Annotated in this window: 22 protein-coding genes; 10 read left to right on the forward strand and 12 right to left on the reverse strand. The window is 30.9% G+C overall.

What is annotated here, in order from left to right:
* Positions 1–735, forward strand: a 735-nt coding sequence (locus BMY86_RS06895; RefSeq protein WP_143065617.1) for an OmpA family protein, incomplete at its 5' end; no start/stop codon positions are given.
* A gap of 75 nt (positions 736–810) precedes the next feature.
* Here BMY86_RS06895 and BMY86_RS06900 read toward each other — a convergent pair.
* Both BMY86_RS06900 and BMY86_RS06905 read right to left on the reverse strand, forming a co-directional pair.
* Entirely contained in the window at positions 811–1,281 is a 471-nt protein-coding gene (locus BMY86_RS06900) for an Lrp/AsnC family transcriptional regulator (RefSeq protein ID WP_091466901.1), read from the reverse strand.
* Positions 1,282–1,475: 194 nt separating this feature from the next.
* Entirely contained in the window at positions 1,476–2,834 is a 1,359-nt protein-coding gene (locus tag BMY86_RS06905) for a saccharopine dehydrogenase family protein (RefSeq protein ID WP_091466903.1), read from the reverse strand.
* 119 nt (positions 2,835–2,953) lie between these two features.
* Here BMY86_RS06905 and BMY86_RS06910 point away from each other — a divergent pair, with 119 nt between their 5' ends.
* The gene (locus BMY86_RS06910; RefSeq protein WP_091466905.1) at positions 2,954–3,337 is read left to right on the forward strand and encodes a DUF423 domain-containing protein; all 384 of its coding nucleotides are present in this window, start codon (positions 2,954–2,956) and stop codon (positions 3,335–3,337) included.
* A 72-nt stretch (positions 3,338–3,409) separates the two neighbouring features.
* On the forward strand, positions 3,410–5,035 hold the full coding sequence (gene pckA / locus BMY86_RS06915) for a phosphoenolpyruvate carboxykinase (ATP) (RefSeq protein WP_091466907.1): 1,626 nt from the start codon (positions 3,410–3,412) through the stop codon (positions 5,033–5,035).
* A gap of 118 nt (positions 5,036–5,153) precedes the next feature.
* Here the strand turns inward: pckA and BMY86_RS06920 are convergent, their stop codons facing one another.
* Together BMY86_RS06920 and BMY86_RS06925 are read right to left on the reverse strand one after the other, a co-directional pair.
* Positions 5,154–5,903, reverse strand: coding sequence for a uroporphyrinogen-III synthase (locus BMY86_RS06920; RefSeq protein WP_091467477.1), 750 nt, complete (start codon positions 5,901–5,903; stop codon positions 5,154–5,156).
* Between the two features lie 21 nt (positions 5,904–5,924).
* Entirely contained in the window at positions 5,925–6,590 is a 666-nt protein-coding gene (locus tag BMY86_RS06925) for a DUF4271 domain-containing protein (protein ID WP_091466910.1), read from the reverse strand.
* A gap of 99 nt (positions 6,591–6,689) precedes the next feature.
* Between BMY86_RS06925 and BMY86_RS06930 the strand changes: the two genes are divergently transcribed.
* From BMY86_RS06930 to BMY86_RS06940, 3 genes are read left to right on the forward strand one after another with little or no spacing between them, the layout of a single operon-like run.
* Complete coding sequence (locus BMY86_RS06930) at positions 6,690–7,412, forward strand: polyprenol monophosphomannose synthase (RefSeq protein ID WP_091466912.1); 723 nt, start codon at positions 6,690–6,692, stop codon at positions 7,410–7,412.
* Between the two features lie 6 nt (positions 7,413–7,418).
* On the forward strand, positions 7,419–8,759 hold the full coding sequence (locus tag BMY86_RS06935; RefSeq protein WP_091466914.1) for a dihydroorotase: 1,341 nt from the start codon (positions 7,419–7,421) through the stop codon (positions 8,757–8,759).
* 7 nt (positions 8,760–8,766) lie between these two features.
* Entirely contained in the window at positions 8,767–9,090 is a 324-nt protein-coding gene (locus tag BMY86_RS06940; protein WP_091466916.1) for a DUF4296 domain-containing protein, read from the forward strand.
* 733 nt (positions 9,091–9,823) lie between these two features.
* Here the strand turns inward: BMY86_RS06940 and BMY86_RS06950 are convergent.
* Both BMY86_RS06950 and BMY86_RS06955 read right to left on the reverse strand, forming a co-directional pair.
* A complete protein-coding gene (locus BMY86_RS06950) occupies positions 9,824–11,365 on the reverse strand; it encodes a glycine--tRNA ligase (protein WP_091466922.1) in 1,542 nt (513 codons plus the stop codon).
* Positions 11,366–11,411: 46 nt separating this feature from the next.
* A complete protein-coding gene (locus BMY86_RS06955; protein WP_091466924.1) occupies positions 11,412–12,212 on the reverse strand; it encodes a hypothetical protein in 801 nt (266 codons plus the stop codon).
* A 59-nt stretch (positions 12,213–12,271) separates the two neighbouring features.
* Here BMY86_RS06955 and BMY86_RS06960 point away from each other — a divergent pair, with 59 nt between their 5' ends.
* On the forward strand, positions 12,272–12,976 hold the full coding sequence (locus BMY86_RS06960) for a ComF family protein (protein ID WP_245745615.1): 705 nt from the start codon (positions 12,272–12,274) through the stop codon (positions 12,974–12,976).
* 161 nt (positions 12,977–13,137) lie between these two features.
* Entirely contained in the window at positions 13,138–14,736 is a 1,599-nt protein-coding gene (locus BMY86_RS06965) for an Ig-like domain-containing domain (RefSeq protein ID WP_091466926.1), read from the forward strand.
* Between the two features lie 26 nt (positions 14,737–14,762).
* Here BMY86_RS06965 and BMY86_RS06970 read toward each other — a convergent pair whose 3' ends face one another.
* The 6 genes from BMY86_RS06970 to BMY86_RS06995 all read right to left on the reverse strand — a co-directional run bounded on the left by BMY86_RS06970 (position 14,763) and on the right by BMY86_RS06995 (position 22,899).
* The gene (locus BMY86_RS06970) at positions 14,763–15,527 is read right to left on the reverse strand and encodes an amidohydrolase (protein ID WP_091466928.1); all 765 of its coding nucleotides are present in this window, start codon (positions 15,525–15,527) and stop codon (positions 14,763–14,765) included.
* Between the two features lie 65 nt (positions 15,528–15,592).
* Complete coding sequence (locus tag BMY86_RS06975) at positions 15,593–16,354, reverse strand: succinate dehydrogenase/fumarate reductase iron-sulfur subunit (protein ID WP_091466931.1); 762 nt, start codon at positions 16,352–16,354, stop codon at positions 15,593–15,595.
* 6 nt (positions 16,355–16,360) lie between these two features.
* Positions 16,361–18,370: a fumarate reductase/succinate dehydrogenase flavoprotein subunit gene (locus BMY86_RS06980; protein WP_091466933.1), complete on the reverse strand. Its 2,010-nt coding sequence runs from the start codon at positions 18,368–18,370 to the stop codon at positions 16,361–16,363.
* A gap of 6 nt (positions 18,371–18,376) precedes the next feature.
* Complete coding sequence (locus BMY86_RS06985; RefSeq protein WP_091466935.1) at positions 18,377–19,279, reverse strand: succinate dehydrogenase cytochrome b subunit; 903 nt, start codon at positions 19,277–19,279, stop codon at positions 18,377–18,379.
* 138 nt (positions 19,280–19,417) lie between these two features.
* On the reverse strand, positions 19,418–20,293 hold the full coding sequence (locus BMY86_RS06990; protein ID WP_091466937.1) for a hypothetical protein: 876 nt from the start codon (positions 20,291–20,293) through the stop codon (positions 19,418–19,420).
* On the reverse strand, positions 20,290–22,899 hold the full coding sequence (locus BMY86_RS06995) for a VPS10 domain-containing protein (protein WP_091466940.1): 2,610 nt from the start codon (positions 22,897–22,899) through the stop codon (positions 20,290–20,292). The genes BMY86_RS06990 and BMY86_RS06995 overlap by 4 nt, the downstream gene beginning before the upstream one ends.
* Before the next feature lie 100 nt (positions 22,900–22,999).
* On the opposite strand from BMY86_RS06995, the gene BMY86_RS07000 reads away from it, so the two are divergent.
* Positions 23,000–24,292: an aminopeptidase P family protein gene (locus BMY86_RS07000; protein WP_091466943.1), complete on the forward strand. Its 1,293-nt coding sequence runs from the start codon at positions 23,000–23,002 to the stop codon at positions 24,290–24,292.
* A 217-nt stretch (positions 24,293–24,509) separates the two neighbouring features.
* The gene (locus tag BMY86_RS07005) at positions 24,510–25,295 is read left to right on the forward strand and encodes an alpha/beta fold hydrolase (protein WP_091466946.1); all 786 of its coding nucleotides are present in this window, start codon (positions 24,510–24,512) and stop codon (positions 25,293–25,295) included.
* Positions 25,296–25,322: the final 27 nt, after the last annotated feature.

The following is a 25,322-nucleotide window of genomic DNA, read 5'->3' on the forward strand; positions in this document are numbered from 1 at the left end:
AAAGACGACTTTGCCTTTTCATACAACTTAGTAAAGAATGTTGGGTATTTTTCTAGTAACAGAGACGGAAACGATGATATTTACCAAGCAGACGCAATATGTAATTTCAACGCCATTACTGTCGTAAAAGATAAAGAAACTGGAAGAGAATTGGAAGGTGCAATTGTTGTATTATTAGATTCAAAACAAAAAGAAATATCAAATAATACAACTGATTTTAATGGAAAAACTTCATCAAATTTAACTTGTATTAAAAAATATTTAGGTCAAGTTTCAAAATCAGGTTATGAAAATGAAACTTTTAATGTTGAAATTCCAGAGGATGCAGTTGGATTAGATTTTAAAGTAGATGTTGCTTTAACACCAATTAAACCAATCATTACCGATAGAGAAGTAATCTTACAACCAATTTACTTTGAATACAACAAATCGAACATCACCGCGCAAGGAGCTGCTGAGTTAGACAAGTTAGTTCAAGTAATGAACGAATACCCGAACATGGTAATCGATGCAAGATCACACACGGATAGTAGAGGAGCGGATAATTACAACTTACGTTTATCAGACAGAAGAGCAAAATCTACCGTTCAATACATCATTTCAAAAGGTATTGCTAAAAACAGAATTACAGGTCAAGGAATGGGAGAAACACAACCAAAAGTGGCTTGTACAGAATGTACTGAAGAAGAACATGCTCAAAATAGACGTAGTGAGTTTATAATAATAAAAAAGTAGTTAGTTAATTATAATGCTTATTTAAAATGAAAAAAGAGTGTCAAAGTTGACACTCTTTTTTTTAATATAAATATTTTACAATTGGATTTGTCTTTCGATTTGTTGTTCTAAAGAAATATACGTTTCAGTACGTGACACTCCATTAATCCTTTGAATTTTATTGTTTAACAATTGCATCAAATGTTCGTTATCTCTACAAATTATTTTCGTTAAGATACTCCAATTTCCAGTGGTATAATGACATTCTAAAACTTCAGGAATTTTCTTCAACTCTTTAACCGTTTCGGTATTATTAGATGCTTTATCTAAATAAATACCAATAAAAGCCATGGTTTTATAACCCAACACTTTATTATCTACCACATATTTAGATCCTGAAATTACTCCAGCTTGTTCTAATTTTTTTAATCGTTGATGAATAGCCGCACCCGAAATACCTAATTTATTTGCAATTTGAAGAATTGGTTTTCGGGCATCTTCCATTAAATTACGAAGAATTTCTTTGTCTATACCATCTATTTCAATTTGTAAGTGATTTACTTTCATAGGAATAAATTAAAATAACATTTACATAAATAACTAATTTTTTACCGAATGTCCACTGGACATTCTCCTCTTAATATCAAATCATCTATTTCAATTTGTAAGTGATTTACTTTCATTACTTATATTTTTAAATAAAAAATCCGAAACTCATTACAGTTTCGGATTAAATTTAAGAATTATATTTAAAATTTACATTATAAATTTTTATAACCTAAATAAGGAACATCATATTCGTTAAAAATTACACCATACTCTTCTAATTCTTTTAAAATAGGTTGGTATACTTCTTTAGAAGTTGGTAATTGTACACCTGGTGAGGTAATATCTCCATTTAAAATTTTAACTGCTGCAATTGCAACAGGTAAACCTACCGTTTTCGCCATGGCTGTATACGTTTGATCATCTCCAATACAAACCATGGTAGAATCAATTTGTTTTTTCTCACCATTAATTTTATATCCAATTTTATGATACATTACAATCATGTCTTTATCTTCTGGTTGTAACGTCCATTTATCAGATAAAATTTTCTCAAGAATTTGAGCGGGTGTTGCGTTTTTCAGACCAACAATTTTTTCATTATTTAAGATATCTAATTCTACAATTTTATCCCAAATTATATCATCTTGATCAATTTTTAATTGTAATCTTAATTTAATATCTACTGAATCTGTTGGATGATACGGTAAAAATAAATTCACAAATTGACGGTAACTCATATGTTCAGAATCATCAATAATATAAGTATCATCAGTCATTCCTAATTGAACAAATACATCCCAAGCTTTAGAATATCCAACTCTTCTGATAGTTCCACGATAACATGTTTTAGCATCTTCTAAGCCATAAACTTCTCTATACTTTAATGAATCTCTATTCGCATAAGCCTCAAATCTTCCAAAACCTTCCACATCTAAAAATTCAGTTCTTCTAAATAACTTATGATAAGGTATATATTTATAAGTACCTTCTTGTATAAATTTTGCCGCTCCACCCTGACCTGCTAAAACAACATTTCTAGGGTTCCAAGTAAATTTATAATTCCATAAATTATCATCACTTTCAGGAGCAACTAAACCCCCACAAAAAGATTCGAATAATTTAATTTTACCGCCTTGTTCTCTTATTTCGTCCATAATTTTCATGGCACTCATATGGTCGATACCAGGATCAAGACCAATTTCATTCATTAAGACGATATTATTAGCTTTTGCTTCCTCATCTAAAGCTTGCATTTCGTCACTTATATAAGATGCGGTTACCATATGTTTTTTAAAGGCAACACAATCTTTTGCTACCTCAATATGCATATGAGCAGGTAACATGGAAATGACTAAATCTGCATTTTGGATTTCTCTTTTTCTGTCCTCTTCATTGAAAACATCAAAGGCAATTGCTCTAGAATTTTTATGATTATTGGTTTTTTTTCTTGCCAATTCTTCAGATAAATCACCGATTGTTACAAATAAGTTTTCTGCTTCTGATTTATCTAATAAGTACTTTATAAGTGATGATGCCGATCTACCAGCACCGATAATTAATATTTTTCTCATTATTGTGTTATATCACACGAAGGTAGTAAAATGTTGTATTTATAAAAAATTATTATCCGATTTTATGAAAAAAGTAACACTTAAGTTTAATACATTTGCCTTATCATTTAAACAAAATAATGGAAAAAAAGATATTATTAACCGCTTGTGTATTGGGATTTACTGCTATTATTTTAGGAGCATTTGGAGCTCATGCATTAAAAAAAACCTTAAACCCAGAACAATTAAACTCTTTTGAAACTGGTGTAAAATACCAAATATATCATGCTATATTCCTTTTATTTATAGGCATGAGCAGTATTATTACACTAAAAGAAAAAGCAATTGTATTTTATTTAACTTTAATTGGTGTCTTATTTTTTTCTGGTTCGATTTATATTTTAACAACTTCAAGTCTAACTGGAATTAAATCTAAAATATTCGGACCAATTACTCCGATAGGTGGATTATTACTAATTTCATCTTGGGGTTATTTATTTTACAGTATATTGACTAAAAAATAACGCAAATAGTCATTTTATCAATTTATTTTTTAATTTTGCAATTCAAACAAAAGCAACATAACTTATTATTTTATGGATACATACGCTCAATCAACGAATACGATTTCGTTAGAAAAATATGGAATCAAAAATGTTAAAGAAATAGTTCATAATCCGTCGTACGATTTATTATACAATGAAGAGTTAAGCGACAGCTTACAAGGTTATGAAAAAGGTCAATTAACAGAACTAGGTGCTGTTAATGTTATGACAGGTGAGTTTACGGGCCGTTCTCCTAAGGATAAGTACATTGTTAAAGACAGTACTACAGAAAACACTATTTGGTGGAATTCTGACAAAGCGGCAAACGATAACAAACCAATTTCAACAGATACTTGGAATGCCTTAAAAGAAACAACTGTTTCTCAATTATCTGAAAAAAGATTATTTGTAGTTGACGCTTTTTGTGGTGCAAATGAAAACACTCGTTTAAAAGTACGTTTCATCATGGAAGTAGCTTGGCAAGCACATTTTGTTACAAATATGTTCATTCGCCCTACTGCTGAAGAATTAAAGAATTTTGGTGAGCCAGATTTCGTAGTAATGAATGGTTCTAAAACATCTTTCAAAGATTATGCAGCACACGGATTAAATTCTGAAGTTTATATTGCCTTCAATTTAACGGAAAAAATCCAATTAATTGGTGGTACTTGGTATGGTGGTGAAATGAAAAAAGGATTATTTGCCTTAATGAATTACTACTTACCATTACAAGGAATTTCTTCAATGCACTGTTCTGCAAACAAAGCTGCAAATGGTGATGTTGCTGTTTTCTTCGGATTATCTGGAACAGGAAAAACCACTTTATCTACAGATCCAAAACGTGAATTAATCGGAGACGATGAGCACGGATGGGATAATGATGGAGTATTTAATTTCGAAGGTGGATGTTATGCAAAAACTATCGATTTAAGTAAAGAAAATGAACCAGATATTTTTAACGCCATTCGTCGTGATGCATTATTAGAAAATGTTACGGTTGATGCTAACGGAAAAATCGACTTCAAAGATGGTTCTGTAACACAAAACACTCGTGTTTCTTACCCAATTTATCATATTGACAATATTGTTAAACCAGTTTCTAAAGCTGGTCATGCTAATAAAGTAATCTTCTTAACGGCTGATGCTTTCGGAGTTATGCCTCCAGTATCTAAGTTAACTCCAGAACAAACTAAATACTATTTCTTATCAGGATTTACAGCTAAATTAGCTGGAACTGAAAGAGGTGTTACGCAACCAGAACCAACGTTTTCAGCTTGTTTCGGAAAAGCATTCTTAACGTTACACCCAACAAAATATGGTGAAGAATTAGTTAAGAAAATGGAAGAGCACAATGCAACAGCTTATATGGTTAATACAGGTTGGAATGGAACTGGAAAACGTATTTCTATTAAAGATACGCGTGCGATTATTGATGCTATCTTAGACGGTTCTATTGAAAATGCAGAAACAACAGTTGTACCAACATTTAACTTTGTAGTTCCAACTTCATTAAACAATGTTGATTCAAATATTTTAGATCCAAGAAATACATATACTGATGCTTCAGAATGGGCAACAAAAGCAGAAGATTTAGCTGGAAGATTTATTAAAAACTTCGTTCAGTATACAGATAATGCAGAAGGTGCCGCTTTAGTTCAAGCAGGTCCTCAATTATAATACTGTAATCATACAATAAAAAAACGCCTTGAAAATTCAAGGCGTTTTTTTTATTCTTAAAGTTAAGACCTAAAAAAAGCGTTCCTTTCAGAACGCTTTTTTAATATTAAGTAATTTTTTATTTTCCTTTATTTACTTCAGCTACATATTTTTCTAATGCACCTGTCATTGAAGGTGTACCAGGTGCTGGAGCCATAATATCAACTCTTAAACCATGATCCAACGCTTCTTTTTGTGTTGTTGTTCCAAACACAGCAATACGTGTATTGTTTTGTTCGAAATCTGGGAAATTTTTGAATAAAGATTTAATTCCAGTTGGACTAAAAAATGCTAATACATCATAATACACATCTTTTAAGTCAGATAAATCACTCATTACAGTTCTGTAAAAAATACCTTGCTTCCATTCTACTTTTAATCCATCTAAAGTTTGAGGAACATCTGCATTTAATTGATCTGTATTAGGTAATAAAAACTTCTCGTCTTTATATTTTTTGATAAGAGGTGCTAAATCAGCAAACTCTTTTTGTCCTACATAAATTTTACGTTTTCTGTATACCACATACTTTTGTAAATAAAAAGCAACTGCTTCAGATTGACAAAAATATTTTAAATCTTCTGGAATTTTATAGCGCATCTCTTCAGCTACTCTGAAAAAATGATCTACCGAGTTTTTACTCGTAAATATAATTGCAGTATAATTGTTTAAATCAATTTTTTGAACTCTAACCTCTTTAGCCGGAACACCTTCTACATGTATAAATGGTCTGAAATCAATTTTAACCTTAAATTTATTTTGCAAATCATAATAAGGAGAATTCTCCACTTTCGGTTCTGGTTGCGAAACCAAAATCGTTTTAACTTTCAAATTTGACATATTTAACAAATCCTAATTTTTTGTTACCCAATAATACATAAAATAGTACGGTGCTATTTCAAGTGTGCAAAGATACAAAATAAAATAAAACAATTTACCGATGATCATTTTTTGATAAGTCTTAACCAAAAAATAATATGTAAACACGTTATACATCAGGAAAACAAAGAGAATAACGTAAAAAACTTCTTTAATTGGAGTCTGATTATAATACAAAACTATGTTAACTGGCAACAAAATAAATCCTAAAAAAGCTCTATAATTGGTTTTTATCAGATTAAATTGATCCACTAAACTTTCAGAATCTATGGCTGTTCCTACAATTTTTTCAATCAAAAATTTAGACAAAACAAATACAAAAAGAAAGGTAACAATCTGAATATAAGTAATGTAATTATCCGTTTGAGTATAATTGAAGAAACTTAACAACAACAATATAAAGAAGGAGAAAGAAATCAATTGAATAAAAAACATGGAAATGGTAAACCAGTTTAATAAGTTATTGGTGTCTTTATATACTTTATTATACTTATCGGAATATCCTAATTTAATAAATTCGTTAAATCGTACCGAAAACACACTTTTGTTAATGGCAATAAGGGCTATAGCCAACACAAACAATACGGTTGCCCAATCTTTATTTACTAAAACTCTTTCGGATAATTGTAGTGTAATCATAACGCAAAAGTAACAAAAAAAACAACTATGAATTAATTATATAATTATTAAGATATTAAATGTAAAAAAAACTTAATTTTGCAATGTAAAATTCAAGACATGCAAGCAGGAATAGTAATTATACCTACATTTAACGAAATAGAAAACATAGAACGCATTGTTCATGCGGTTTTTCAATTAGAATCAAATTTTCACGTTTTAGTTGTGGATGATAATTCACCTGATGGAACTGCTCAAAAAGTTACCGAATTACAACAACAATATCCGGATAAATTATTTTTAAAAGTTCGAAAAAAGAAATCGGGCTTAGGAACCGCTTATGTACATGGATTCAAATGGGCATTATCACATAACTATGAATATATTTATGAAATGGATGCCGATTTTTCACACAATCCAAATGATTTAGAAAAACTGTTTGAAGCTTGTAAAAACGGCGCAGATGTTGCTATTGGATCTAGATATTCAAAAGGTGTTAATGTTGTCAACTGGCCATTAAACAGAGTTTTGATGTCGTATTTCGCTTCGGTGTATGTAAAAATGATTACGGGTATGAAAATTCATGATGCCACTGCAGGTTTCATTTGTTACCGAAGAAATGTTTTGGAAAAAATTAACCTTGATAAAATAAAATTTGTGGGTTATGCGTTTCAAATTGAAATGAAATATCGCGCATTTGTTCACAAATTTAAAATTGAAGAAGTGCCAATTATTTTCACCGATAGAACTTTAGGGGTATCCAAAATGAGTGGAGCGATAATCCGTGAAGCGGTGATTGGCGTTATCATGTTAAGAATTAGAAAAATATTTAATAAATTATAGAATAAAATGAGCACATTTTTAATTAAAAATGCTAAGATTGTTAATGAAGGGAACATCTTTGAAGGAGATGTATTAATTGAAAATGATATTATCAGCCAAATTGCAGAAAGTATTAGCGCCAAACCAAATTGTACAATAGTTGATGCTGAAGGATCTTTTTTAATGCCAGGTGTTATAGACGATCAGGTACATTTTAGAGAACCAGGTTTAACACACAAAGGCAACATTGCATCTGAAAGTAAAGCAGCAATTGCTGGTGGAATCACATCTTTTATCGAACAACCGAACACGGTTCCAAATGCTGTAACGCAAGAATTATTAGAGCAGAAGTATGAAATTGCTAGTAAAACTTCTTATGCTAATTATTCTTTCATGATGGGTGGAACGAATGATAATTTAGAAGAAGTTTTAAAAACGAATCCAAAAAATGTAGCGGGAATTAAATTATTTTTAGGTTCTTCAACTGGAAACATGTTGGTGGACAATGAAGAAGTATTGGAAAAAATATTCTCTTCTACTAAAATGTTAATTGCGGTACATTGTGAAGACGAAGCGACTATTAAAGCGAATTTAGCAAAGTATACGGAAGAATACGGAGAAGATATTCCAGTAAAATACCATCATTTGATTAGAAGTGAAGAAGCGTGTTATTTATCGTCATCAAAAGCGATTGAATTAGCGAAGAAAACAGGAGCACGTTTACACATTTTCCATGTTTCAACAGCGAAAGAAACCGAATTATTCACGAATAAAATTCCATTAGAAGAAAAATTAATTACGGCTGAAGTTTGTGTACATCATTTATGGTTTACTAATGAAGATTACGACACAAAAGGATCTTTAATTAAATGGAACCCTGCAGTTAAAACAAAAGCCGATCAAGAAGGTTTATGGAAAGCTTTATTAGACGATAGAATTGATGTTATCGCAACCGATCATGCTCCACATACATTAGAAGAAAAACAAAATAAATATGCATCTTGTCCATCAGGAGCGCCATTAGTTCAACATTCATTAGTGGTTATGATGGAAGCCTATGCGAAAGGAAAAATTTCGGTAGAAAAGATTGTAGAAAAAATGTGTCACAATCCAGCGAAATTATTCAAAATTGAAAATCGCGGATTTATTAGAGAAGGTTATTTTGCCGATTTAGTAATTGTGAATCCACACATGCCGTGGAATGTTATGAAAGAAAACATTTTATACAAATGCGGTTGGTCGCCATTAGAAGGCACGAATTTCAAATCGAGAATTTCTCATACTTTTGTAAATGGAAAATTAGTGTATACTAATGGAAAAGTAAAAGAAGTATTAGCAGGTAAAAGACTGACATTTAATAGAGAATAAATTATTTATGAAAAAAATTGTTGTTTTATTTATATTCACGCTTTTAGCTTGTAGTGAAAATCCAGTAAAAAAACCTAAAAATTTATTGGATGAAGAAACGATGGAAAACATTTTGTTTGATGTTGCCGTTTTACAAGCAGCGCAGGCTAATTCACCACAAATACTTCAAAACAACAACATTAATCATAAAGATTATATTTATAAAAAATATAAAATTGACAGTGTAACGTTTCATGAAAACAACAAATATTATGCTGGTGATGTTAGAAAGTTTAAACACCTTCACAAAAGAATATTAGAACGATTAGAAAAATTACAACAAGCCAAATAAAAAAAGCCAAACTCGTAGAGTTTGGCTTTTTTAGTTTATCAATATTCGATTTTTTCTTTTATTTTAAAAATTCCAAAAAGCAAATAAACTACTATTGAAATAGACAAACATGAATACAAAAAACGGTTTAAAGAAATAGAATTACTACTAAAATTAGTATCAAACACAAAAGTTAATAACCCAAACAATGTTACAATTATACTCAACAAAAACAGAAAATGAATTTTATGTTGAACCTTATACTTTTCTATAATTAAAATAGTTAAAAAAACCAACACCATGAAATAACTGAAAATTAAATAAATTCCCAATAAAAATCCAACTGAAAAAAATTCATTAAAATCAAATTTTTGAATTTTAAAATTGATAAAATCAATTTTAAATGCGGAAAATAACGAATATAAAAAAGTATATACTAATACAGCACAAAGGCTCTTCAAAACAATTTTTAATATTTTCATGATAAATTACAACTTAAAGAAGATTTTGGCAGTGTTCCGTTTAAAACATTTTTAACTTTATTCCAATCTGGTCTATATTTTTCAGGTGTATTAGTATTTGAAACACCATTTTAATATGTATGTTTAATTTTAAAAAATAACGATTCCAAAACTAAACGAACGTAATAAATTAATTTTCGGGCTTTGCCGTAAATAATGTTAAAATTAATTAGAAAATCAACAAAAAAGCCAAACTCATAGAGTTTGGCTTTTTTGTATTCCTAATATTTTGATTACATTTTCATCAACCAGTTTCTAACTGAAACTTCGTTTTCAATAATGTTTTTCAAATCTGCAATGGCTACTCTTTCTTGTTGCATTGAATCTCTATGACGAATAGTAACTGTTTTGTCTTCTATAGTTTGATGATCCACAGTAATACAGAAAGGTGTACCTAAAGCATCTTGTCTTCTGTAACGTCTACCAACTGCATCTTTTTCATCATATGCCACATTGAAATCCCATTTCAAGTCTTCCATAATTTCTTTTGCAATTTCTGGTAAACCGTCTTTTTTTACTAAAGGTAAAATCGCAGCTTTAGTTGGAGCTAAAACAGAAGGTAAACGTAAAACTGTTCTTGTTGAACCATCTTCTAATGTTTCTTCTTGTAACGCTTTTGAGAAAACGGCTAAGAACATTCTGTCTAAACCAACAGAAGTTTCTACTACATAAGGCACATAGTTTTTATTTTCTTCCGTATCGAAATATTGTAATTTTTTACCTGAGAATTGTTCATGCGCTTTTAAATCGAAATCAGTACGCGAATGAATTCCTTCTAATTCTTTAAATCCGAATGGGAAATTGAATTCGATATCCGCAGCAGCGTTAGCATAGTGAGCTAATTTCTCATGATCATGGAAACGGTAATTTTCAGCACCTAATCCTAACGATTTATGCCAATTTAAACGAGTTGTTTTCCAGTATTCGTACCATTTCATTTCTTCACCTGGTTTCACGAAAAACTGCATTTCCATTTGTTCAAATTCACGCATACGGAAAATAAATTGTCTTGCAACAATTTCATTTCTAAACGCTTTACCCGTTTGAGCAATTCCGAAAGGAATTTTCATACGACCTGTTTTTTGAACATTTAAAAAGTTTACGAAAATACCTTGAGCGGTTTCTGGACGTAAATACAAATCCATTGCAGAATCAGCAGATGCGCCAAGTTTCGTTCCGAACATTAAGTTAAACTGACGTACTTCTGTCCAATTTTTAGAACCTGAATCCGGACAAGCGATTTCTAATTCTTCAATTAAAAGTTTTACATCGTCTAAATCTCCAGCATCTAAACTTTTAGCCATTCTCGCTAAAATTTCGTTCTTTTTAGAAAGGTATTCTACAACACGAGGATTAGTTGAAATAAATTCTTGTTCATTGAAAGCATCACCAAAACGAACTCTTGCTTTTTCGATTTCTTTTTGTGCTTTGATGTTTAATTTTTCGGCATAATCCTCAATTAAAACATCGGCACGATATCTTTTCTTAGAATCTTTGTTGTCAATTAATGGGTCGTTAAATGCATCAACGTGCCCCGATGCTTTCCAAGTTGTTGGATGCATTAAAATTGCAGCGTCTAAACCTACAATGTTTTCATGCATTTGCACCATTGATTTCCACCAATAATCTCTAATGTTTTTCTTTAATTCGACACCATTTTGCGCGTAATCATATACTGCGCTTAAACCGTCATAAATTTCGCTAGAAGGGAAAATAAATCCATATTCTTTTGCATGCGAAACTACATTCTTAAATAAGTCTTCTTGTTTTGCCATGTTGCAAAAGTAAAAATAGGAAAGGAATTTTAAAAGGAAATTCTAATTAATTATAATTGAAAATAGTAGAACTAATTTTATTGATTCCAGAATATAGATTTACAATATATTTTCCTTTTAAAGTTTTGTTTTTCTCTAAGTCGATATAACTACAAACATCTGTAATTTTTTGGCTGTAAGTAAACTTTGCCATCTTACTGTATTTCAAAATAACATTATCTTTTTCATACGTTAAATTGTTTACAGAAATGATATCGTTTTTAGGATTAACTACTTGTATAAAAAACTCTTTTTCTCCACTAGCAATATTTACATTTTTATCTAATGTAAAACAAACTCTAATTTGTTCAATAGTATTTGATTTTTTAGGAGAAGCATTTTCATTTAAGAATTTTACACCTTTAACTTGTAGATTTGTAACTTCAAATTTTGCATCACTTTTAGATTTCTCAACAATATTAAACACTTCCGTTTTAGGTGTAAATTTTACACGTAAACTTTCGTATTCTTTTAGTTTATTTTTAAGTAATTTAATAGAATCTTCTATTTTTAAAATTTGTAAGTTAATTTGTGTTATATCTTCAAATTTATTTATAATTTTATCTTCTGATTTAATATTCAATTTAGAAAATGACTCATCCGCACTATTGTATATAGAATTTAGTGAATCATATTTGTTTAATATTTCAGATAATTGATTTTGAGTTAATAAACTCTCTTGTTTCAAGGAGTTTTGAAGTTCATTAGCTTGCTTATTATCTTTATAACTTTTAAAAAGCACTATCAATAAAAAAACTGACAACACAAGTGTAATAAACTTATATTTATTATTCTTATTAGAACGCATTAAAGTAATTTTTTTCCGATTATTTAATTTTTATTTAAATCTAAAATATTTTTTAAAATATGTTAAATTTTTTCGACAAAATACACATAAATCTGTTAAACGTATTGTTTCCCGATTTTTGCAATGGTTGTGCGAAATTATTAATAAATAACGAATCTACAATATGCACTAAATGCCTGCATTTACTGCCTTTAACACAGCATAACTTACTAAAAGAAAGTGAATTGACACGTGTTTTTAAAGGCATAATACCAATAGAATTTGGAGTAGCAATGATGTATTTTAACAAAAAAGGTGTTGCACAAAACTTGATTCATAATTTAAAATATAGAAATCAACAAAAAATAGGTACACTCTTAGGAAATATATACGCTCAAGAACTCAAAAATCATAAAATTTCAGAAACTGTTGATTATATAATTCCAGTTCCATTACACAAAAAAAGATTTCACGAACGTGGATATAATCAAGTTACCACATTTTGCAATGCTATTGGCGAAAATTTAAACATATCGGTTTTAGACAATGTTTTAATTAAAAGAGAATATCTAAAATCTCAAACCAGCAAAAACAAAGAAAACCGATTAGAAAACAATAAAAATGCTTTTGCAATTGAAAATTATGAGAATTTAAACAACAAACATTTCTTATTAATTGATGATGTATTTACAACTGGCGCTACACTTGAATCCTGCGCTAGAGAATTATTAAAAATTGAAAATGCTAAAGTGAGTATACTAACTATAGCTTTTTCACAATCATAAATTTTATTTAAATAGTTATGATTGAAGTGAATATAATTGTTACTTTGCAGTATTAAATTTCCTTAGAATTTTTGTAATCACTTTAATTAATATTTGTTTTGAAAATTTCAATTTATTAAAAAAAGTGACTGCATAATTACCGATAAAATGCATTAACACAAATGAAAAAAATAATATTTTTACTTGCCTTTTTCTCTATATTATTTATTAGTTGTGCCAAAAGAGGTACAATAACAGGCGGACCAAAAGACACTATTGCTCCCGTTATTGTAAAAAGTAACCCAAAAAATTTCAACACAAATTTTACTGGTAATAAAATTAGAATTGACTTTAGTGAATATATTAAAGTTAAAGACATCAACAAACAATTAATCATTTCTCCACCTATGGAGAAAGCTCCAACCATAATTCCACAAGGAAGTGCAAGTAAGTTCATATCAATTACTTTAAATGAAGAATTAAAACCAAATACAACGTATAGTTTTAATTTCGGACAAAGTATTACGGATTATAATGAAGGTATTCCGTATTCACAATTTAAATATGTATTCTCTACAGGAGCTTATGTAGATTCTTTATCTATTTCTGGAACAATAAAAGATGCTTATGAGAACAAAACAGACGAATTTGTTTCTGTTATGCTTTATGAAGCCAATACTTTTAACGATTCTTTGGTATACAAACAAAAGCCTATTTATGTCACAAATACTTTAGAAAAAAACACCAATTTTAAAATTGAAAACCTTAAAGATGGCGAATATTATTTGGTGGCATTAAAAGATAAAAACAACAACAATACCTTTCAATCTAAATCTGAAAAAATTGCCTTTTTAAAAGAAAAAATAAAAATACCTTCTGAAAACAATTATACTTTAAAATTATTTTCAGAAAAAAGTGACCTAAAAACATATGTACCTACTCAAGAATCAAACAACAAACTTTATGTAGGTTATGAAGGAAATGCTAAAAATGTTTCGTTTTTCACTAAAAAAAACAATATTGAAACACCATTAAAATTCACTAATCCTGAAAATAAAAAAGCTGACACCTTACAAGTTTTCATTCCGAATAATGCAAAAGATTCTTTAAGCGTGATTGTTAAATCGGACAATTATGAAAAAGAGTATATGTTAAAACTAAAGACTTTAAAAGTAAGCGATTCTTTAAAAATTACATTAAATCAATTAAGAAACACTAGCTTCTCTGAAAAAGTATCTTTAAGAACTACTACACCTATAAAAAGCATTAATCAAAATAAGATTTTCTTAAGAAAAAAAGATTCTTCTTTAGTGCCTTTTTCAACTAAAATTATTGATTTAGAACAAAAAATTGAATTCGATTTTAAACCTGAAGAAAACGAAAAATACACCTTACAACTATTACCAGGCGCACTTGAAGATGACTATTATATTAAAAATGATAGTTTACAATTTGAGTTTTCTAAAAATCAAATTAGCGATTATGGAAATTTAAAATTGCGTTTTACCAACATTAAAAGATTTCCTTATGTTGTTGAAATTGTAAATACTTCTGGAGAAGTTATTGGAGAGAAAGTTTGTACTAAAGAAACGGAAATGTACTTTGAAGCCATTCAACCAAGTCAATATACCGTTCGATTATATTATGATGATAACGGAAATAAAACTTGGGATACCGGTAACTTCAAATTAAAACTGCAACCAGAAGAAATGATATATTTCCAAGGTTTAATTGATGTTAGAGCCAATTGGGATGTGGATCAGGAATTGGTTTTGGATTAACTCTTCGACAAGCTCAGTGTGACAAATTAAATTAATTGAAAATTATCTTTATCATTTAGAAAATTCAAACGATTTCTAGTTTCTAGCATTTTATTTTTATCTAATTCTACTATGAAAATTTCATCGTTTTCTTGTGGCGAAAGCACATAATTTCCTAATTCATCCACTACTTGAGAATGACCGTTGTATTCTAAATTATTTTGGTCTGTTCCTACTCGATTCACACCAATAGTATACGATAAATTTTCAACAGCACGTGCTTTTAGTAAAATATCCCAAGCGTTAATGCGTGGTTGAGGCCAACTCGCAACATAAATTAATAAATCGTAATTTTCTGTATTTCGAGAAAAAACTGGAAAACGCAAATCGTAACAAACCAAAGGACAAATTCTCCAACCTTTATATTCTACAATTAATTTTTCAGTTCCAGCGGTGTAAACCTTTTCTTCACCCGCCAAGGTAAACAAATGTCTTTTGTCGTAATGTTGCACTTCTCCGGTTGGAAAAACAAAAACCATACGATTGTGAAAATTATTATTTTCTTGAATTACTAAACTTCCAGTAATGGCACAATTTTTAGATTTTGCCATTTCTCTTAACCAAGAAATTGTTTTACCTTCCATTGTTTCAGCCACAGTTGAAGGATTCATGGTAAAACCAGAAGTAAACATTTCAGGCAACACAATTAAGTCAATTGTATCAGAAATAGAATTGATTTTATCTTCAAATAAGCTTCTATTTGCTTCAGGATTTTCCCAAATTAAATGGGTTTGGATAAGTGCTGTTTTCATAAATGTAAAGCTATAAAAAAACGCAATCAAAATTGATTGCGTTCTTAAATTTTATTTGAAATTTATTATTTCATACTTGCTTTTAAATATTCTCTATTCATACGAGCGATATTTTCTAAAGAAATTCCTTTCGGACATTCTACTTCACAAGCTCCAGTATTGGTACAGTTTCCGAAACCTTCTTCGTCCATTTGACGTACCATGTTTAAAACACGTTGTGTGGCTTCCACTTGACCTTGTGGTAATAAAGCGTATTGAGAAACTTTAGCTCCAACAAATAACATTGCTGAACCGTTTTTACAAGTTGCTACACAAGCTCCACATCCAATACATGCTGCTGCTTCGAAAGCTTTATCTGCATCTTGTTTGTTAATTGGAGTTGCATTCGCATCAATCGTATTCCCTGAAGTATTTACAGAAACGAAACCACCTGCTTGTTGAATTCTATCAAAAGAACTTCTATCTACAACTAAATCTTTTACAACTGGGAAGGCTTTACTTCTCCATGGTTCAATAAAGATCGTTTCCCCATCTTTAAATTTACGCATGTGTAACTGACAAGTTGTTGTTCCAGTATCTGGTCCGTGCGCTCTACCGTTAATGTATAACGAACACATTCCACAAATACCTTCACGACAATCGTGATCAAATGCAACAGGTTCTTGTTGGTTATTTACTAATTGCTCATTCAATTGGTCTAACATTTCTAAGAATGAACTATCTGTAGAAACATTATCCAATTTGTATGTTTCCATTTTACCTTTTTCTTTAGCGTTTTTCTGACGCCAAATTTTTAGGTTTATATTGATATTTTTTTTCGTAGCCATAATTTCTTATTTATAATTTCTAGCAGCAATTTTGATAAACTCGTATTTCAATTCTTCTTTATGAAGTACTGATTTACTTGCGTCGCTTCCGTTGTATTCCCAAGCAGCAACATAAGCGAAGTTTTCATCATCACGTAATGTTTCACCTTCAGCATCTTGATATTCTTCACGGAAATGTCCACCACAAGATTCTTTACGTAATAAAGCATCTTTTGCCATTAATTGACCTAATTCCATAAAGTCAGCAACACGTAAAGCTTTTTCTAATTCTTGATTGAATTCATTCGCAGCACCTGGAACAAATACATCGTTATAGAATTCTTCTCTTAATTTACCAATTTCTTCAATTGCTTCTGTTAAACCTTTTTCATTTCTAGCCATACCAACTTTATTCCACATAATTAAACCAAGTTTTTTGTGGAAATAATCAACCGACTTTGTTCCTTTATTATTGATGAACTGATCGATAGATTGGCGAACTGCATTTTCAGCTTCTACGAATTCTGGTGAATCAGTAGAGATTTTTCCTGTTCTGATTTCGTCTGCTAAATAGTTAGAAACTGTGTATGGTAATACGAAATAACCATCCGCTAAACCTTGCATTAATGCAGAAGCTCCTAAACGGTTAGCTCCGTGATCAGAGAAGTTAGCTTCTCCTGCAACGAAACATCCTGGAATAGATGACATTAAGTTATAATCAACCCAAACACCACCCATTGTATAGTGTACTGCTGGATAAATTTTCATCGGTGTTTCGTATGGATTTTCGTCAGTAATTTTTTCATACATCGTGAATAAGTTACCGTACTTTTCTTCCACCCATTTTTTACCTAATTCTTGAATTTTAGCATCTGATGGATTATGATCCCCTTGAGTATATGCAGCTTGTTTTCCTTTGCTGATAATTTCAGAAGCGAAATCTAAATAAACTCCTTCATTTGTATCGTTTGCTTCAATTCCGTAACCAGCATCACAACGCTCTTTAGCCGCACGAGAAGCTACGTCACGAGGTACTAAGTTACCAAAAGCAGGATATCTTCTTTCTAAGTAGTAATCTCTATCTTCTTCAGCAATTTGAGTTGGCTTTAATTTACCAGCTCTAATTGCTTCTGCATCTTCAATTTTTGCAGGAACCCAAATACGACCCGAGTTACGTAATGATTCAGACATTAACGTTAATTTCGACTGATTTGTTCCGTGTACTGGAATACATGTTGGGTGAATTTGTACATAACAAGGGTTTGCAAAATGTGCTCCTTTTTTATGGATTTTCCACGCAGCAGTTACGTTACTTCCCATTGCATTTGTAGATAAGAAATATACATTTCCGTAACCACCAGTAGCAATAATAACCGCATGCGCTGAATGTCTTTCTAATTCACCAGTAATTAAATTACGAGCAATAATTCCACGAGCTTTACCATCTACTTGCACTAAATCAAGCATTTCATGACGGTTATACATTTTTACATTTCCTAAACCAATTTGTCTAGATAATGCAGAATACGCTCCTAATAATAATTGTTGACCAGTTTGTCCAGCAGCATAAAAAGTACGTTGTACTTGTGTTCCACCGAATGAACGGTTGTCTAATAATCCGCCGTAATCACGAGCAAAAGGTACACCTTGAGCTACACATTGGTCGATAATATTTGCTGAAACCTCTGCTAAACGGTGAACGTTTGCTTCACGCGCACGGTAGTCACCACCTTTAATTGTATCATAGAATAGTCTGTACGTACTATCTCCATCATTTTGATAATTTTTTGCAGCGTTAATACCTCCTTGAGCAGCAATTGAGTGTGCTCTACGTGGAGAATCTTGGAAGCAAAAAGCTTTTACGTTGTAACCCATTTCACCAAGAGAAGCAGCAGCTGAAGCACCTGCTAAACCTGTTCCTACAACAATTACATCGATTTTTGGTCTGTTATTTGGAGCAACCAATTTAAGATTGTTCTTATGATTGGTCCATTTTTCTGAAATATGACCTTGAGGAATTTTAGAATCTAATGCCATATATTTTTATTTTAAAATAAAGTGAATGTAAACTGGAATAATTGCAAACAAGATTGGTACAATTACAGAGAATAATTTACCAAATGTTTTAATAGCAGGCGTAAACTTGTTGTTTATTCCTAATGATTGGAATGCGCTTTGGAAACCATGCCATAAATGGAATCCTAAAATTGCCATTGATAAAACATAAAAAATTGTAAACACTAAACCTTCATTTGGAATTACATTAAATAATCTTGCTTTACTTTTGAAAAAAGAAATCGTTAATTTATGTAAGTCTTTATAACCTTCAAATAATACATCATTATTCTTTTTGTTAACAATTTTATTTCCATCGATATAGATATCAGCAATTGGTTGTTTTTTCAAAATATTGTTATCAAAAACTGGACCTTGAACTGGTACGTTTTGTTGTGGAGATTCTGGAGTAGCAATTAACATATATTGTTTTGCTCCAACATTAGGATCAACAATTTCCTTAACTAATAAAGGCATTCCAGTTCCAAATTTCATTTTAGCCCAGAAATTAATCATATGTGTTGCGATAAAAAACAGAACTAAAGTTCCTAATACAGCCATATTTCTAGAAGAAAAAGAAGTATTTGCACTTGAATTGTTCATTGCATATGCAACAGGACGCGCTTTCTTGTTTTGAATTGCTAAATAAATACCGTCAATTGCATGAAATAAAATTGAAATGTATGTCACGTAAGACATAATTTTAATTAACGGATTTGTTGTCATGAACAATGCATATTTATTGAATTGTAATGCACCTTCATAACCAGACTTAAACAACTGAAGATTTCCTATTAAATGCCCAACTAAGAACAAGCATAAGAACAATCCAGTAAGTGCCATCCAGTATTTTTTTGCAATAGATGACTTTAAAAATGCTGATTTTGCCATAATTATAGTTAAAATTAATTTGTGTTTTAATAATGTTAGCAAAAATAAAGGTTATAAGTAACACTTACAACCTTTGAAAGATAATTTATAATGATTTTAAATGAATTTAACTTTTGTTGAAATTCAGTACTTTAGCTATTAATTAACAATAGAAAAACTAGGAATTAAACCTCTTAAACCCATGTCGACCACATTTTCACCTGCAGATGGTTCAAATTTTCCGTCAGCATTGACTTCTTGCCACTCAAAACTATTGTTAATGGATAACGATAATTCAACTTCTACATTTTTAGTTTCATTACCTGTAACTACAAAATTATTTAAAAATTTTCCGGTTACTAAACATGATCCTGCAGGAATTGGAGAAGTAGCCGCAATTGGATTCGGAACAGTTGTTGCTCCAGCTGCAGTTTGACCAGAAGTGTAATAGCCAACTGATGGAATTCCAAAAGCCCAATACCCTTGTAATTTATCATCATTAACTGTAAACACATTACTACCTATACTATGTGTGGTGATGTAATTATTATAACCTACAAAACTTGCCAAAGTTCCAACATAGTTATTTCCGCTAGCTAAAACATTTATATTATAGTTTTGATAGGATAACGAACACCTTACATATTCATACGTTCCAACAGGTAGGTTTTTTAAAGGAATAGTTAAAAAGGCCTCTCCTTGTGCTACTATCTTAGCCTGACTAAAATCTATTGCATTGGCTCCACCTAAAGTAGTTGATGGACCAGTATATAAAATGGCGCCTTGTCCTACTTGCGTTAAAGCATTTGGGGTAAACTCTAAATAATGTGCACTTATGCTGTTAAAAATGGGCGATTGAGCTGCATTTCCAGCAGCAACCGTAGATGGCTGTCCGATATTATTCAATCGAACTTGCGTAGGATCGAACTTGAATTTGATTATCAATTGCGGTTCTATATTTTGAGTATCATCTTCGTCTGTACATGAAAAATTGATAAAAGATAACGCTAATAGAATTAAAATTTTTACTCTCATTTTCTTTCTTTTATGGTTAATGTTTGGGTTACTTTTTTACCATTTGCCTCTAATTCAATTGTGTATTTTCCAACTGGTAAATAGCATTTTTTATTTGAAGCTGGTGTAATTTTTAATTTTGAATCTTTCTTTTCTAAAGCTAATTTAGTTTTTTCATCAATACTTAAATCATAATCTAGTTTTAACATGCCTTTTTCAGCTTTAGCTTGTCTATTCAAAACAATTATTCCGTCTTTATTTTTTATTGTCAAAATTGTATTTGCTTGATCTTTTAAATAATACCAAAGTTCAATATTTGGAACATTTTCCTTAGCCCAAGTGTATGGCTTATTACCCCAATTTTTAGAATAAAAAACATCTTCTAAAGCAAATAACGCCAATCTTTCTTTCTTTATTGCATCGTTAACTTGCTGAATATTAGCAATATTAACTTTATACAAAGAACGACCATGAGTAGCTACAATTAAATCTTTTTCTCTAGTTTGAATGACTAAATCATGAACTGCCACATTAGGAATCTCATTTGAAAAATCTTGCCAAGTTTGTCCACCATCTATCGAAATAAACAATCCATTATCTGTTCCTAAATACAAAATATTTTCATTTTCAGAATCTTCTAAAATTACGTTAGCCGCATTTTGATTGAAGTTTTGCGTTAATAATTTCCAAGTTGAACCTAAATCTTCAGAAACATAAGCATACGTAGTGAAATTATCATTTCTATACCCGTTTAAAGTGATGTACATTCTATCTTTTTTAAAGTTGGAAAATCGTACACGAGAAACCCATAATCCTTGTGGCAAACTACTTGAAACTTTCATCCAATTTTCCCCACCATTTTTAGTCACATGAATATTTCCATCATCCGTTCCAACTACTAATTGCCCGAATTTAAACTTACTTTCAGCAATTGAAGTAATAGTTCCAAAAGGTACGTTCCCTTCAACTTTTCCATTAGTTAAATCAGTAGATATTTTCTCCCAATCTTTTCCTTGATTCATGGACCTAAACAAATATTGTCCACCAAAGTAAATTATATCTTGATTGTGTTGAGATAGTAAAATAGGAGTTTGCCAATTGAATCGGTAAGGCTCTTCTTTTTTATCAGCTCTTGGAGTAATGTATTCTCTTTTACCAGATTTTCTATCTATTTTAAAATAAGCACCAAACTGAGAACCAGTATAAACCAAATTATTGGTTCTAGTATCTATTTGGACTTGCATTCCGTCTCCTCCACTTAAAAATTCATAAGGATATTTTCCGTTTTGTAACCATTCAGGATTCGATTCATAATCATTTGGACCAGCCCAAACACCATTATCTTGCAAACCTCCATAAACTTCATAATTTTCTTTATTATCAACATTTACCGTATAAAATTGTCCAACGGCTTGGTTGTTGCATTTTACCCAATGTTTACCATTATCGTAAGTAATATTAACTCCTCCATCATTTCCATTGATAACATGATTTGGATTTTTAGGATTCACCCAACATACATGGTGATCTGCATGAACATTATCTTTATCAATTGTTTCAAATGATTTTCCACCATCATTGGAAAAAATCAAAGGAACAGCAGATATATATAATCTATTTTCATTAGATGCATCTACAGTAATATCAGCAAAATAATAACCATACGAATAAAACGCATCATTAATAAATGTATCATGTGTTTTTTTCCATGTTTTACCAGCATCAATTGTTTTATAAATTTCTGCACCGATTACTTCTGTTTCGGCTAAATTCGTATTAGGAACATTTGCTTTTTCAGCTTTTGCATTTGGTTTTAAATTTTGATTATCTACAATGGCATAAGCAATATTTTCATTGAAAGAAGTTACACCAATTCTACCTATTCCAGCGTTACTAGGAAATCCAGAATTGGCATCAATTTTTTTCCAAGTGGTTCCTGCATCTTCACTTTTATATATTCCCGAACCAATTCCGTTGCCTTTAAAATTATTCGCTTTACGTTCTCTTTCCCACGCAGCCGCAAACATTATTTTTGGATTATTTGGCGCGAAACTGATATCAATTATTCCAGTATCTTCATTGATGAATAAGGTTTTTGTCCATGTTTTTCCACCATCTGTTGTTTTAAAAACACCGCGTTCTTCATTTTTTGAATATAAATGTCCTAAAACACCCACTACAATTTCATTATTATTATTCGGGTTGATCCAAATTTTCGAAATATGATGACTATCTGGAAAACCAATATTGGTCCATGTTTTTCCTTTATCCGTTGATTTTAAAACTCCAATTCCAGCATAGGAAGAACGAGACGAATTTACTTCACCTGTTCCAACTAAAATCAATCCCGATTTCCAATCGACTGCTACACAACCCACATTTTGCGTTGGTGCGTTATCCATTACCGATTCAAAACTTATTCCGTTATTGTTCGTATACCATAAACCTCCAGTTGCATAAGCCGCATAAAATTCAGTTGGATTGGCATCATTTACCGCTAAATCGACAATTCGGCCACTCATGATAGTCGGACCAATATTTTGAAATTTTACAGATTGAAATTCACTCACTTGAGCAAAAGAGAAGAATGCGCTCAGAAAAGAAACTAAAACAACTAATTTTTTCATATTTGATAAATTGATTTCTTCAAAATTAACAGAATATTTTGATAAGTATTCCTTTGAAAGTTATTATTTTTGAAATCTTATATTTAAAAATTACGACACAATGAAGTATTTACCAATTAATCGTGAACTTTTCATTAAAAACAGAAAAAACTTTATGGCTCAAATGAAGCCAAACGGAGTTGCTGTTTTTAATTCCAATGATATTTATCCGGTTTCTGCTGATAGTACCTTACCATTTGCACAACATAGAGATATATTTTATTTATCGGGAGTAGATCAAGAAGAAAGTATCTTATTATTATTTCCTGATGCACCTTATGAGCATTTAAAAGAAATATTATTCTTAAAAGAAACAAATGAACATATTGCTATTTGGGAAGGTGAAAAACTTACAAAAGAAAGAGCATTTGAAGTAGCTGGAATTAAATCGGTGTATTGGTTACAAGATTTTCATAAAGTATTGAAAGAAGTAATGATGTATGCTGATACGATGTACATCAACACAAACGAACATTATCGTGCTGCTGTAGAAACAGAAACACGTGAGGATCGTTTCATCAAATGGTGGAAAAATGAATATCCTGCACATAAAGTAGAAAAATCGAATCCAATTTTACAACGTTTACGTTCGGTAAAAGACCAAATTGAGTTAGATTTAATTCAGAATGCGTGTAATATTACCGAAAAAGGAGTTAGAAGATTATTAAATTTCGTAAAACCTGGTGTGACTGAATATGAAATTGAAGCCGAATTAGCGCATGAATTTTTACGCAATCGTTCGAAAGGTTTTGCTTACACTCCAATTATTGCTTCTGGAAATAATGCGAATGTTTTACATTATATTGAGAACAATCAGGTTTGTAATGCGGGTGATTTAATTTTATTAGATGTTGGTGCAGAATATGCTAATTATTCTTCAGATTTAACTCGTATGATTCCGGTTTCAGGAAGATTTACAGATAGACAACGCGCGGTTTACAATGCCGTTTTAAATGTGAAAAACGAAGCAACAAAAATGTTAGTTCCTGGAACATTATGGAAACAATACCATGTGGAAGTTGGTAAAGTAATGACATCAGAATTATTAGGTTTAGGATTAATCGACAAAGCAGATGTTCAGAATGAAAATCCGGATTGGCCAGCCTATAAAAAATATTTCATGCACGGAACGTCGCATCATTTAGGTTTGGACACACACGATTACGGATTATTACATGAACCTATGCAAGCAAATATGGTTTTCACGGTGGAACCAGGAATTTATATTCCAGCAGAAGGATTTGGTATTCGTTTAGAAGATGATGTGGTTATTCAGCCAACTGGAGCACCATTTAATTTAATGAAATATATTCCGATTGAAGCGGATGAAATTGAATCGATAATGAATTCTTAATTCAGTATTCAGTGGTCAGTTTTTAGTGGTCAGATATAACGGTTTACTTTCGTAAACCGTTTTTTTTATTCTTATTTGTCTAGTAAAAGTAGTTTTTGATCATTTTGTAAAATAAAACGAATCGGAAAAACTTTGCGAACTTTGCGAAAATCTTTTTGTCCTTTGCGGTTAAATCTTACTTTTGCAAGATAAATTATTCAACAACAAACAATAAACTTTGAACTACAAACAAACATTTTTTAAAAACACAAAAATCGCCTACACCGATACTGGAAAAGGCACGACTGTAGTTCTATTACATGGTTTTTTGGAAAACAGTACCATGTGGAAGTATTTGGCGCCTATTTTAGCTAAAAAAAATCGTGTGGTTTGTATTGATTTATTAGGTCATGGTCAAACCGATTGTTTGGGTTATGTGCACAGTATGGAAGATATGGCTGATGCTGTTCATCATGTTTTAACCGATTTAAAAATTAGAAAAGCTATTTTTGTTGGACATTCGATGGGTGGTTATGTAGCGTTGGCTTTCGCCGAATTGTATCCAGAATTTATGAAAGGTTTGGTGTTGCTAAATTCGACTTCTCGTGCGGATAGCGACGAACGCATTGCGAACCGAACTCGTGCGATAAAAGCGGTCAAACAAAATTATGTAGCAGCGGTTCGAATGAGTATTGCGAATTTATTTTCGGAAGAAAACCGTGAAAAACTGATTGAACAAATTGAATGGGTTCGTGAAGAAGCGTTACAAACTCCTTTACAAGGAATTATTGCGGCTCAAGAAGGCATGAAATTGCGTAAAGATCGTGAAGTGATTTTACATTTTGCGCCGTATCCAATTATGTTAATCTTAGGAAAAAAAGATCCTGTTTTAAATTACGAAGAAAATGTAGAACAAGTGGAAGGCACAAAAGTTCAATTGGTAACTTTCAACGACGGACATATGAGTCACCTCGAAAACCAAGCAGAATTGGAGAAAGTTTTAGTTGGGTTTTTGAAAATGTAACCAAAAAGTTAGCAAATTATTAGAGTT

Origin of the sequence: Flavobacterium urocaniciphilum (genome assembly GCF_900110615.1) — a bacterium.
GTDB lineage: Bacteria > Bacteroidota > Bacteroidia > Flavobacteriales > Flavobacteriaceae > Flavobacterium > Flavobacterium urocaniciphilum.